Here is a 13,457-nt window from a genome sequence, read left to right on the forward strand (position 1 = left end):
CGCCTCAAAGCGACAGTAGCCGACAATCCGCCCGCGAGACGTGCGAGGAAGTTTCGGGAGTCTAGCGCGATGTCCCAGGAACCACCAGGTCTAATCTCCTTCGCGGAGATGAACGATCTGATCCGCCGTCAGATTTTTCATACCCATATCGTGCAGCTTGCGAATGTACTTGGCAGTGATGCCGTGGTCGCGAAGCGCCGAGATGTCCGAGATGGAGAATCCATCGGGTAGCGCGCGAATCTCTTTAAGATATTCCGGCTCAACACCGTGGTCGCGCAGCCTATTGATCTCCTCGATAGACACTTTCGAGTCAGCTGCCTTAATCCCTTGATAAAACCCCGGTTCGACCCCATGGTCGCGTAGGCTGTTGATCTCCTCGTTGGAGAGTTTTGGGTCGACCGAAGCAAAGCCCTTGTAAGAATCCGGTTTGACGCCATGATCGAACAAGCTGTCGATCTGCCCGATGGAGAGTTGAGGGGCGGTGGTCTTCATTGCCTTGTAATAGTCTGGCTTGACGCCGTGATCGTATAAACTGTCGATTGCCTCGATGGAGAGATTGGGATCGGCTGATTTCGCGCTCCCGTAGTACTCCGGTTTGACGCCATGGTCGCGCAGGCTATCGATCTCTCCGATGGAGAGCTTGGAGTCGATCGAAGCAAAGCCCTTGTAAGAATCCGGTTCAACTCCGTGATCGAATAGACTGTCGATTTGCTCGATAGAGAGTTGAGGAGCGGTGGTCTTCATTGCTTTGTAGTAATCCGGCTTGACACCGTGATCGTATAAACTGTCGATCGAATCGATGGCGAGGTTGGGATCGGCAGCCTTGACCGCCTTGAGGTACTTGGCGTCGACGCCGTGATCACGCAGTTTAGAAATTTCCGGCGCGGATAGATTAGTGAACCCTTCCTGCCGCACGGCGCGGACATAGTCCGAACTGACGCCGTGATCACGCAAGTCAATCAAATCCGATAGTGATGATGTGAGTCCCGTGTCCCGCACTGCTTGGGCATAGGCAAGAGTCACGTCGGAAATCACTAGAGAGAATGGCTCATCATCGTGCGGCGCGCCATAACCCATTTTTTCCAGGGCAGAGGCGAAGGAGGGATTGAGAACGACCGTAAATGGCCCTGAAGCGCGGCCTCCCGTGACGCTTCCTTCGCAGACAATTCGTCCCGAATCCCGAACATATTCGAACTTCACTGGACCGTCATGATCGAGCATGGAGAGAGAGAAGCCGGCGAGGCTTGAGAGCGGAACGTCCTCGGTATTCATCCGATCATTGCCGTCGTCATTGCGGCTGATGAGGGACAGCCGTACGTTGCTCGAAGAAGAATCATGTCGCGTGATCTTCCATTCGTGCCGCCAGGTCTTGTCCTGATCGGCGAGAGCCACTGGCGAAGTGGCGGATGATTCTGTGCCGTGTGCTGGGAAGAGCGTTGCCACGTGTGCAACTGGAGTTCCTTCAGGCGGGAGCCCCATTCGTGCAGCAACGACTTGAGATTGCAAAGCGGCCTGGTTGTATGCCACAGCAGCTGTTGAGTCCTTCGCAAATGCAATCCATCTGGGCATACGCACTCCCAAACTGATTAGAGCGAGACCGGCCGCGACACAGACAGAGACGCGGTACAGTGACGCGCTTGGAGAAAAATGAAACCTTGGCCGAAGCAGAACCTTGATGCGCTCGCTGATGTTCGAAGATGGATGAGCCATTTCCGTGGCCAGCAATTCGCGGCGGCGAGCGGAGCAGAATTCTGCCAGGCGCCCGAGAGTAACGGCGTAGTGGACGGCTGAGCCGGTCGCGGCGACAACCCAGTCGTCACAGGCAATCTCCCTCTCTCGCTGGATGCGACGGAGAACCCATGCAGCCACAGGATGGAAGACAAGAACTGCAGATGCCAGTCGGCCGATCAGGTTGGTCCAGTCGTCGCGGCGGGCGACATGAGCCAGTTCGTGAAGCAGGACGTAGTCGAGTTCCGGTTCGACAATCTCCTCGAGAAGTATCTCCGGGAGAATGACAACTGGGTGCAGGAATCCCGCAGCGAGAGGTGAAATTACTTCATCGGATACAAGAAGCCGAGGGATGCGCGAAGTGCGGGAATCGCGCACACGTTGCTCGAAACGCACCACCAGGTCCACGCTTGCAGGCCGGGCGCGATTCCGCAGGCCGCGGAGACGGAAGTATCCGAGCACAATTCTGCCAACTAGAACGCAGCACACGGCCATCCAGAGGAACAGCAGGCTTGACGGCCAGTTTCCCGGCCGAAATTCGATGGGAATGCGCACGCGAGGCGCCGCAACGGTGCGAGAATTCAGGGCAGGCAATTGAGAGGGTGCGAGTGGCGGAGCAGGAGCATCGGCGCCAGTGGTAATCGGGTAGGGCTTCACCGCCGAAGTGGATCGCACGCGCGTTCCGATTTGGTTCTCCGCTCGCTGGCGAGAAGGCAAGGGCGGCCCAGACCTGGGGAGAAGAGTGACGACAGGCAGGAGCACGACCAGCGCCAGTGCGGCCCACCAGACAGCATGGCGAGTCGCGGCGTTGACCCGTGGCATCAGGCGGAGCGCGAGCCACATGACAGCGGCCACAGCGAGTGCCAGCCAAAGCGTGTTCAGAACAGCCATTAGTCCGGCAGCCGAAAAAGCATTCAGAGATTTGAGGATCGCGATCATTTTCCACCTTCCGCGAGGAGATTTCGAATGTTACGGAGTTCCCGCTGAGAGAGATCGCCGTCGTCCAGCAAATTGAGGACAAGTAATTCGGCAGAATTGGCGAAGAACCTGCGGACCAGGTGACGCAGGGCGTTTCGGCTCGCCTGTTTGCGGCCGACAATAGCGCGATAGACAAAGGCGCGACCTTCCCGAGGCTTGGTATGCCGGACATAGCCTTTCTGCTCGAGAATTCGAAGCGTGGTCAGGATCGTGTTGTAGGCGAGACCGGGCACGCTGGGGAGGGCCGCGGCGACTTCCCCCACGGTGACTGCGCCTTTGTCCCACACAATATCCATGAGGCGGAGTTCGGCTTCGGTGAGGTTGAGAGATTTTTTCCGGGCCAAGAACGTCTCCAACAACTAAGGAATTAAGACTGGGGATTGACTTTATGCGTGCGAGAAATGTTTTGTCAACTATAAAATTAAGAGTTAATAGAAACCATGGGGAATGCGTGACTTGATAGTTTCTGGAATCGAGCCAAATCGCCGAGACACTCACCGAGCCAAATTTGAATCTCTGAGCTAGTCACCGGCAACTCGGACTTTTGGCGAACCTTCGCTTTCAATTTGGCGACTTCATTCGTCTGTGACGTTTGGGCTATCGGCGGCTGAACATCCAACGTAACCGGAAGGGCAGAGAACAACAGCATTAGAAATAGCAAAAGGTTGCTGAACCTGTAAGGCCATCTGCGGTGCCTTGTGAGTACAAGCCTGCGACGGGACTCGGCATGGTTGAAAATAGACGATACGAACGTAGCGATCTGGAAGGGCGAAGCCAAGAGAACGAATCAACAAGGGAACCAGACTGATGATCGCGTACCCGACGTAGAGCATGAACTTTCATTTCATGATCCCCGGGAGTATTACCGTCGATCCTTCAATTACCCCTCTCTCAATGAGCACATTTGCAAACTTTCGAACTGAACTATTCGCAGCGTAGAGCAGTCATGGGGTCAATGGCTGTGGCGCGGCGGGCCGGGATGATGCAGGCAAGCGCAGCGACGGCAATGAGAGTGACCGATACAGTCAGGATCATGAACGGATCGCGCGTTCCACTCTCGATCCATCGCGCGATCAAGCGATTGAGACTGAGACTCAGAGCGAGTCCCGCAACGATTCCGATTCCCACGTTCGTTCCAGCGGAGATGGCGACGAGGCTCAGCACGTCACGGCGACGCGCTCCGAGAGCGACACGCACGCCGAGCTCGTTTGTCCGTTGCAGGACGGTATACGAGACAACGCTATAGAGGCCAACGGCAGCGAGAGAGAGCCCCAGAAACGCAAATGCTCCGAAGAGGATCGAAATGAGTCTCCCCCGTTCAAATTCCGGTTCGTGCCGGATCCAGCCCTGAAGGTCGCGGATATCTCCTCCGACCTGCTGGTCAGGATCAATGGTTGCGATCTGCTGTCGAATGCTGTGAAGCTGCGCGAGGGGCTCGCCCTGAGTGCGAACCAGGACCTGCGTGAAGGGCGGCATTACCAGCGTGTAAGGTGCGTACACCGCTGGCGCGACTGGTTTGTCAAGCCCGTCATCCAGCGAATCGTTCACGACACCGATGACCTGCAGCTGCCCTGCAATCCCATTTGCAGCTAACAGCATGGGAGGGAGATTGGCTAACTGGGGTACGCGTAGCGAATGCCCCACGGCATCTTCGCCCGCAAGATAGTGACGCACGAATGCCTGATTCACAAGGACCAAAGTAGCGCCACGCGTAATTTCAGCCTGGTCCCACAGCCGTCCGCTGCGGAATGGAATTCGCAATGTGTAGAAGTATTCGGGGCTGACGAACTCGACGTGCGCCTCCTGCGCTTGGGCGGCCGGTTTACCCAGGATTTCAACGGGAAGCGTGAACCCGCTGTTGGGCGGAGTGGCATTCGTGGAGATTCCGGCGGAAAGAACACCGGGGGTTGTCGCGATCTTGTCCCGAAGCTGGGCGATGAAGCGGGCGCGATCAGCCCATGTAGAGTGAGCGTTTTCCCCAATGGGAATGATCACGGACATCGTGCTCTGCGGCTCGTAGCCCAGTGGAATGTTGTTCATCCGTACAAAGCTCTGAATTGCCGCGCCGGCTGCCGTCATCAACAGGAGAGTAAGGGCGATCTGGCCCGCGATGAGGGCCGTGTGTATGCGCTTTCCCTTTACGCTTCCGGTGAGGCGGCGAGTACCGGACTGCATCACCTGGCTGATCTGAGGTTGCGAAGCTTGGAGCGCCGGGAAGAGACCGAAAACAATCCCGCTGAGGAGCGCAAGACCCACGCTGAAAAACAGAACAGGCAAGTTGATGTGGAAGTCGGCTTCGTAGGGATACGAATGATCCGGAAGCCTAGGAATAATGAACCTGATCGATTGATAGGCAACAAGCACACCCAATCCCGCTCCGATGCCAGACAATAGCAACGCCTCGGTGAGCAGTTGACGTACGACGCGGATTTGGCTGGCGCCTACGGCGGAGCGGACGGCAAACTCATGTTGACGGGCGGTGCCGCGCGCAAGGAGAAGAATTGAGACATTACCGCAGCCAATGACCAGCAGCAGCGCGACCGCCCCGAAGAGCAGGTACATCGTCTTTTTTAGATCGCGGGTGTAGGTATCCGCGAGCCCGCGTACGCTGATTTTGAATTGTTTTGGGAAGACATTCGGTGTTTGCTTGTCGAACTGCTGAAAAAGAGGCTGGAATTCGGCGGCGGCAGCATCGAAAGTTACGCCGGGCCTCACCTTGAACTCCGGACTGTACCGATGCGTCTGGTCGGATTCCATCTTCAGCGGGATGTAGACGTCTCCGTCTCTCCAAGTGAAGCGCACTGGCATCACGCCGAGGATTGTGTAGGTCTTGTGGTTGAGCTGGATAGTTTTTCCAACGATCGCTGGATCACCGCGAAAATGCCTCTGCCAGAACTTGTAACTCAAAACTGACACGGGCTGAGGATCGTGCCCATCGGGTGCATCGGCTGGCATGATGTACCGGCCGAGAAGAGGGGATAGCCCGAGGAACTGAAAATGGGTTCCCGACATCTCGTCAACGACCACGTCGTCGGGTATATCACCGCCAGTCACCGTCTGGTTCGTGTAGTTGGAGACAACCACATCCTCCACAGCGTGGGTCTGACGCAATTGGCGAATTTGCGGCCCCGTCAGGTTCCAGGTTCCTTCGTGGCCGGCATTGTCGGTAAGCCAGACATCGCAAATTCGCTCGATGCCAGCGTACGGCCAAGGGTGGAGCACTGCATCGTACAGGATGCTATAGACGGCAACCGTGGCTCCGATGCCAAGCGTGAGCGACAGGATAGCGGTGAGGGCGAAGGACAGGTTGCGAATGATCTGTCGTAGTGCAAAGCGAAGATCGTGGAGAACAACTTGCATCAGCGCCTCCTTTTATTTGGAAAGAGGGGAGCTTACCGGATCCTATAGCGGAGGCAATTCGGCTGCCAAGTCTCTGGTTCAGCCTCCACGATGTCCACTGTACGCGATGCGCTGAAGAACGCTCGGGTGCAAGAATCCTACGTTACGGTTACGGCTCCAGAGAAGATGAAGAAGACGGGAATTCCTATTGAGAAGAGCGTCGCATACATCGGGGCAAATGTCCGTGGCCGCACATTCCTGTTCGGAAACGAACATCTCTTTCTTTTTGAAGAATTGAAATTAGGTCATGAGTGAAACATCGCCGAGTCTCTCTCCGATCAATCAATCGCAGCCAAATGTTCGTTAGCGTCGACTGACCGCCTACTTTTCCCCAACCCAACCCGAGCCGGGATGGGATCGCCGGGTAGGCGAACAAATGGCATAGTGACGAGTTGGCGACGATACATCCAGGGTGTCGTTTGACAAGCGAATAGGCTGAGGAACGAAGCGTGGATGCAGAGCAGCGGAAAGCTGCTTCTTGGCGCAAGCGCAGCTTCAGGCTATTGCATGCAACTTACAGCTACTGGATTCAGGCGGGGCCATGCTGGATCGTCCGATCTCGGCTGCGCGATGCCACGCCAGAATTTAGCTTCAAAGTTCTGGCCGTAGAAGACTTCTTCTGCGGGGGTCATCACCTTCTGATAACCGCTACTGAGGCATTGACAGTAGCCTTCGGGATCGGACGGGGCGTACCTGGAGGTCCTCGGGGCCTTCATAAAGGCATTACAGCCGTCTGCGAAGGGACTCTGGCGCACCTGTGCTGCGGTGTACCTGGCGTAAGCGTTCTTCTCGTAGGCAGAGATGATGCGCTGGCTGGGTAAGCGGCAGCTATCCGGCGCGTCGGAGAAGTAGAGGCAGTTGGGCACTCCATCTTTGAAGGACACAGTAAGCCGTCCGGTTTGCCTGCCGTTTGGGCCGGAGAGGGTATAGCGAGCCATGATGCGGGTCGGCGAGCCGGCGGGATCATGGGAGACGATGGGATCGGATATGCTGCCGGGCTGGTAGCGATTCATCATCCATCCGCGAGAGTTGTCGAGGACGAAGTCATCGAGGAGGCGAGTGAAGTCTGCATCTCTGATGCCAGGCAGGACAGCGACGGGGGCTGAGACGACCGCCCCCGCGTACTCCACGGGAGCTTCGCCGTTGGCGAATCGGACGAGGTTGGACTGGAAGTTCTTAAGGCCGGGGCTGCCGCAGCCATTCGCGCTGATGAGAGCCTTTGTCTCGCCTACGACCGAGGTGAGTTGATCAGTGATCTGCTGGCCGATGTTCAAGGGATTGGCTGCGCGACCGCTTTTACCAGTCGATATACCGAACATGTTTTTGACGAGATTCACCTGCGATTTCGCGCTAACGCTTTTTACTGCGTCGTAGAGGTGCGGATCGGCGTACACCCCTGTGCCCTCGGTGCGCCATGAGGTGCAGCCTGTGTTTTGCGGGAGGAGGTTGCCGTAGGAGTCGTGCACGCCATCTGGGGAGTAGACGTATGGGGCGGGGGCGTCGTTGCAGACTTGTACAGTGATCTCGACCTTATTGGGCGGCAGGAACTGCTTGCACTCGTTGCCGAAGTCCTCCATGTAGCCGGAGATGATGAGCATAAACTCACTGCCGTCTCGGTCGAGGTGAATCGACTGGAAGTCGCCGGAGTAGATGCGGACGAGGTCGTCCTCGTTGTTGAGTCCGGCGGCGGTGAAGTGGGCAGCAGCGGCGGAAGATGGCTTGCCAGAGACGGGCGCTGTGGCCGAAGTGGCGGCCGATCTGGGGGCAGGCCGGGCGGCGGGTCTTGGGGTTTGCGCTGCCGCTGAGGCGGCCAGAGGTGCGACAAGGCAAAGGGCGAGCACTCGCATGGCGTATCTCCTCAGTTGGGGAGGTGGAGCAAGAGCGGGGCCGGGTGGTGTCCAAGATTCTACACCGAGACATAATCATCTGCTGCCCTGCAAGGGGCTCCGCGGATTCAGCACTTGGGGCGTATCACCGGCGACTGTCACTTTGAGGACAAATTCTTGCCAATTTCCCCATTGGCGACGATCCGCTCACGGAAGTAAAAACGCGCAGATTCCACACATTCAAAATGTGTCAATGAGCGATTTGGCCTGAACGCGCCAGCTATCATACGTTGTCGGTACCATTAGGCTGCCAAAATGATTGTCATCCGGTCACCAAGATTGCAGCTCAGCCCGTTCCAGATGAGGGATGCTCAGGAGGTTTTCGCCTGCATCACGCCGGCCATCGCCAAGTTCATGCCTTGGGAGCCGCCATCATGGAGCGAGTACGTGGCGCGATGCGAGAAGAGAGTGCGGGCTCATGAACCGAACAAGTTTTCCTTTGTCGCCCGGAGGCTCGACAACGAGGAGTGCCTTGGCATGGCTTCGTTGGAAGATGCGGATTCGGTTTGGCCCGAGCTCGGCCTTTGGCTTAAAGAAAGCGCGCACAGGCAGGGTTTCGGACGGGAAGTGGTGGCCGCACTTGTTGAGTGGGGACACGCGTTTCTAGGCAAAGGGAACTTCATCTACCCGGTAGCCGTGCGAAACATCGCCAGCAGGCGTATCGCTGAGAATCTTGGCGGTGAGATCATAGGCACCCGCACGAATCCAAAATATGAATCCGTCATTTACAGGATTCCTTTCACCAGTTGCCATTCTTCATAGATCGAACCAGACTGTTATCCCTCCGGTACTTGTCCGAAGCTACCTGCATGACCGCCACAGGCAGTCCGTTGGCCTGTGGTCGATAATCCATGTCCATGTATGAACTTCCTTCAGCTGTAGTACAACAGCAAGTAAACAGTCGTCGCGCCAAATATTACGAGTTCACCCGAACCGGCCGACGACAACTCGACGTAGACCAGAAAGAGTAGGAGAAGTTGACCGCAGCGGTAGCTCAAGCGCTGCGTCCTGTTCAGGAGTCCGCCATGCTTCGCGATCTACGCCACCGTTTTCGCGCTCTCTTCCGCCGCAGCCAAGTCAACGACGAACTCGACGAAGAATTACGCGCCCACGTCGAACACGAAACTGCCAAATATCTCCGCTCAGGATTTCCGGCCGACGAAGCCCGCCGCAGGCCGCTCATCGCTCTCGGAGGCATGGAGCAGACTCGTCAGCAAACCCGCGACTCCCGCGGCACTGGAATGATCGAGCAGTTCCATCAGGACCTGTGTTACGGGCTGCGTTTTCTCGGCAGGAACCGCGCCTTCACAGGCGTATTCATCGTCACGCTCGGGCTCGGCATCGGATCCTGCACAGCGATCTTCAGCCTGATGAATGCTGTGATGTTTCCCCCTCTGCCGTATGGCAATGTTGGGCGCCTCGTTTACATCACAACTCCGAATAGGAATGTCGGCGAAGTTCCGCCTGATGCTTTTGTGCCCGATAATGCCGACTTTGCCGACATGAAGCGCGAGAGCAGCACCTTCACTGCGATGACGCAGTTCAGGCAGGAGAAATTCAATCTCGATCATCCCGGATTGTCCTTGAGTGGCGCCGCTGTCGATGCGGCCTTTTTCTCTACCCTTGAGGTCGCGCCTGAGCTCGGCCGAGCAATCAATGCCGCGGATAATCAGCCCGATAACGCAAGCGTCGTCGTTATCAGCCATACGGTTTGGCAGCAGCTTTTCAATGGTGATCGGGCAGTCCTCGGGAAGTCTCTTCAACTCAGCGGTAAATTTCATCGCGTCATCGGTGTGATGGCCGCGGGATTCAACTATCCACGCAAGTCAGAAATCGATGAGGGCGACTCCCACATCGATGCAACCGATGTCTGGGTCCCGCTCGCTCTTGCGGCGAAACAGCGCGCGAATCGCGGACTCTCGGGAGACAACTATGCCTTGGGCCGCCTCAAGCAGGGCGTCTCCGTGCGCCAGGCGGAAGACGAATTGAGCTCGATCATGCAGCGTCTTGATCCCCTGCACGATCCAAGCACTTTCCGGCAAGGTTGGTACGCCTATGTCAAATCTTTCCGCCAACAATTCGAAGGATCTTCACGTCCGCTTCTGCTTCTCCTCATGGGAGCCGTCTCCTTTGTCTTACTCATTGCGTGCGGAAACGCCGCTAGCCTCCTCCTGGCTCGCAACGCGAATCGGATACATGAGATGGGCGTACGCGCCACGTTAGGTGCTGGACGCAGTCGCCTCGTCCGTCAACTGCTCACAGAGTCGCTCCTCTTAGGCACGGGTGGTGGACTCGTCGGCATCGTCCTGGCGTGGGTGTTTCTCAGGCTCTTGCTGAGGCTCGACCCCGGCAACATTCCCCGGCTGCAGGAAGCCTCTCTCAATGGAGAGGTCCTGGCGTTTGCGGTTTCGATCATGCTCCTCACCAGTCTTTTTGCAGGGATCTTGCCCGCCATAGCCGCCTCTCGCGTCAACCTGATCGAGTTCCTGAAGTCGGGCGGCCAGACCGGCCCGAAGGGTGAACGAGGTCGTTTTCGCAGCGTGTTGATCGTGGCTCAGATCGCGATAGTTGTCGTTCTGCTCACCGGCTCTGGACTGCTCGTCAAAAGCCTGATCAGACTCCAACAGGTGCCACTCGGCTTCTCGACCACTACTCTTTCAATGAAGATCAATCTTCCCGAAAGCTATACCAAACCCACAACGCCGGAAAAGCGTGAATCGTTTTATCGTTCACTCAACGCTCAGATCGCAATGCTGCCTGGAACTTTCGCGGTCGGCGCCGTCGATAACCTTCCCTTTGGCGATACGAAAGGCGTCGGTACATTCTGGGTGGAGAACTATCCCAACCAGGAAGGGCAAATGACAGACGGTGGATCGGTGACCCCCGATTATTTCTCCGCGATGGGCGTTCCGATCATTGAAGGTCGCGCCTTCACCGCTAGCGATGCACTTGCATCTCCCACTCCAGCGATCGTTAATCGGACATTCGCGAAGAAGTACTTCGCTGGCCGCGACGCCGTCGGGGGAAAGATCCTGCCGGGCAATCCTGCGGTTTCACCCCAGGACTCCAAAAATCCGCGAGTTGTTGTTGGCGTAGTGGCTGATATGCGCGACTGGAGTTTGGAATCGCCGCCTCAGCCGCAGCTCTTTCTTCCCTTTCAGGATCCGGATGACGCCTACATTGTCATTCGCACTGCTCTGCCGCCAAAAGATGTGGTGCAGTCGGCAACAACGGTATTGCACCGCATTGACGCTCGCCTCTCGTTCTCGAAAGTCCATTCAATGCGTGAGCTGGTCTCCGAGGCATCCGCCCGGCGTCGATTCCAAACCGTGCTGATGTCGATCTTCGCAGCAATGGCAACAACGCTGGCTCTGATCGGATTCTACGGGCTCCTAAGCTACACCGCGAGTCGACGCGGTCCCGAGATGGGTATACGGATTGCGCTAGGCGCCAACCGGAGCGACATTCTCCGGCTTTTCCTTGGCCAGGGCCTTCGCGTCGTTGCCCTGGGGCTGGCTATTGGCCTTGGTGCAGCGTTTGCGCTCACCCAATTTCTCTCATCGTCTCTCTATGAGGTGCGCACTTCCGACCCTGCCACCTTTGTCTTGGTACCAGTCCTGCTCCTCGTTGCGGCGCTCGTAGCGAGTCTCGTCCCCGCGCAACGGGCCGCGAACTCCGATCCCATGATCATTCTCCGTCGAGAATGATTGGGATGATCGAGGGTCGCACATCTGGACTGCATGACTACGATTCATTCGATGCACTAGCGGTCGCATCGCCAGTGACTCGGAAACTCTGCCTCAGCGGGTCTGGATTGACGCAAAATCGCCGAGTATCAAATCGAGACGGCTGAAGCTGGAAACGCGCGTTGGCCTGCTACGATAATCGAGCTTCATGACCAAATGGATCGGGGAACTCTAGCCGACTTCGGGTTACCGGTCTGCCGTTGACGAATGATCCGGCGATGATGCGGCATTCAAGATCCAAATTCTGACTAGTGATTGCTGGAATCGGTAAAATGGATGACAAATTCGATGAGCAACCTAGCCGCTGAACTCCGAACTATTCACGATGAACTGGTGTCGATGACTCAAGTCATCGATAAGCCTGAAATCCTCAAGCCATTGGAGTCGCTTGAAAACAGCGCCAACGAGATCGGGAAGGCGTGGAGCAATTCATGGTTTGGGTACCACTCACGCGTTTACTATGCAGGGTTGGAACCGCCTCCTCCAGGTGCGCACTTTAGCAGCGAATGGGGCCTTGAGGATGCGACCGGGATGGGGTCAACAGGGGAATGGGAGGAATTCCACCTGGATGTCGTTGAGGCGGAGATCAGGAAGCGCGCGGACAACCCAGACCTATCCCAAGCCTTCGAGGCATCGAACAAAGTTCGGCTCCTCTTTGGGCAGAAGCGAGATGACGTAATTTCCATTCTGCGCACCGCCAAAAGTAAGGACGATCAATTTCTCGGGAAACTGATAGAAGAAGCAGAAAAAGTAAAAGCCTTTACTGACGGAGAATTTGTCGCGTATCTTCGCCCGTCTGGAAATTTGTGGTCGCGTGACGCTCTAGCGATCGGGCAGGGTTTGTGGACTCCTCCGCATATATCCGTCTTGGTAGAAGTGTTAAGTATCAGGGCGCCAAAGCTCGCTTGTGAATCGCTGGCTAATATCGCCCGCCGCGCCTTCTCTCACCTGGAACGAATCGAGAAAAACCAAGCGAAAGCGGACAGGGTTGGAACGAATGTGTTCATTGGGCATGGCCGATCAAAGGAATGGAAGGATCTGAAGGATTTCATCAAGGACCGGATGCGGCTGCCTTGGGATGAGTTCAATCGCGTACCAGTCGCGGGCATCCCCAATACCGTCCGGCTTTCGACGATGTTGGATGCCGCCGAGATCGCATTTCTTGTCCTCACAGCTGAAGATGAGCAGGCGGACGGCAAGCTGCAAGCACGCATGAACGTTATTCATGAGGCCGGACTGTTTCAAGGCCGGCTAGGCTTCGCCCGGGCAATCGTAATGCTTGAGGATGGCTGCGATGAATTCTCAAACATTGCCGGATTAGGCCAAATCCGTTTTCCCAAAAACGACATCAAAGCCGCATTTCACGATGTTCAGCTCATCCTCGAACGTGAGGGACTTATTGAACCGCCGGAATCGTGAAAGCCGTTTCCATTCCAAACAACTCTTGATGTTCGCAAGGTCGTCGACGGATGCTCGATGAGTGCATTATCGCCAACTCACTCATCGGCCGGGAATAACGGAATAACGCTTTTAGGACGAAGGCTTCTAGCCACTGATCCAGTCCCTGTCTGACTTTGCGCGTAAGCGTACGCCGAGTCCCTACTAGCGAGAGTGATATTGGAGAGCCGAAGATCGGCTCATGTCTGACGCAGTAGGGTTGAGTACGGATCGTCGCTTTCGCCGTTTCCGGTCGATTTCGGAGAAGCTTCAGATTGTGCAG

8 protein-coding genes are annotated in these 13,457 nt (G+C 56.4%); 4 read left to right on the forward strand and 4 right to left on the reverse strand.

Going from position 1 to position 13,457, the window contains the following annotated elements:
- Positions 1-90: 90 nt before the first annotated feature.
- The 3 genes from VK574_RS02935 to VK574_RS02945 all read right to left on the reverse strand — a co-directional run bounded on the left by VK574_RS02935 (position 91) and on the right by VK574_RS02945 (position 6,066).
- Positions 91-2,667, reverse strand: a complete 2,577-nt coding sequence (locus VK574_RS02935) for a M56 family metallopeptidase (protein WP_472798309.1) — start codon at positions 2,665-2,667, stop codon at positions 91-93.
- Entirely contained in the window at positions 2,664-3,050 is a 387-nt protein-coding gene (locus VK574_RS02940) for a BlaI/MecI/CopY family transcriptional regulator (protein WP_472798310.1), read from the reverse strand. Before VK574_RS02940 ends, VK574_RS02935 begins: the two co-directional genes overlap by 4 nt.
- A 580-nt stretch (positions 3,051-3,630) precedes the next feature.
- Entirely contained in the window at positions 3,631-6,066 is a 2,436-nt protein-coding gene (locus tag VK574_RS02945) for an ABC transporter permease (protein ID WP_472798311.1), read from the reverse strand.
- Between the two features lie 90 nt (positions 6,067-6,156).
- Between VK574_RS02945 and VK574_RS02950 the strand changes: the two genes are divergently transcribed.
- Positions 6,157-6,360 carry a hypothetical protein gene (locus VK574_RS02950; protein ID WP_472798312.1) on the forward strand — a complete coding sequence of 68 codons (204 nt, stop codon included), beginning with the start codon at positions 6,157-6,159 and terminating at the stop codon, positions 6,358-6,360.
- A gap of 245 nt (positions 6,361-6,605) precedes the next feature.
- On the opposite strand, the gene VK574_RS02955 is transcribed toward VK574_RS02950, so the two are convergent.
- The gene (locus VK574_RS02955; protein ID WP_472798313.1) at positions 6,606-7,952 is read right to left on the reverse strand and encodes a hypothetical protein; all 1,347 of its coding nucleotides are present in this window, start codon (positions 7,950-7,952) and stop codon (positions 6,606-6,608) included.
- Positions 7,953-8,246: 294 nt separating this feature from the next.
- Here VK574_RS02955 and VK574_RS02960 point away from each other — a divergent pair, with 294 nt between their 5' ends.
- From VK574_RS02960 to VK574_RS02970, 3 genes are all read left to right on the forward strand, one after another.
- Positions 8,247-8,753 (forward strand): GNAT family N-acetyltransferase, encoded by a 507-nt coding sequence (locus tag VK574_RS02960; protein ID WP_472798314.1) that lies wholly within the window; start codon positions 8,247-8,249, stop codon positions 8,751-8,753.
- A 263-nt stretch (positions 8,754-9,016) separates the two neighbouring features.
- A complete protein-coding gene (locus VK574_RS02965) occupies positions 9,017-11,698 on the forward strand; it encodes an ADOP family duplicated permease (RefSeq protein ID WP_472798315.1) in 2,682 nt (893 codons plus the stop codon).
- Positions 11,699-12,025: 327 nt separating this feature from the next.
- On the forward strand, positions 12,026-13,156 hold the full coding sequence (locus VK574_RS02970; RefSeq protein WP_472798316.1) for a TIR domain-containing protein: 1,131 nt from the start codon (positions 12,026-12,028) through the stop codon (positions 13,154-13,156).
- The last annotated feature ends 301 nt before the right edge of the window (positions 13,157-13,457 follow it).

Source organism: Occallatibacter sp., assembly GCF_035317045.1.
GTDB lineage: Bacteria > Acidobacteriota > Terriglobia > Terriglobales > Acidobacteriaceae > Telmatobacter.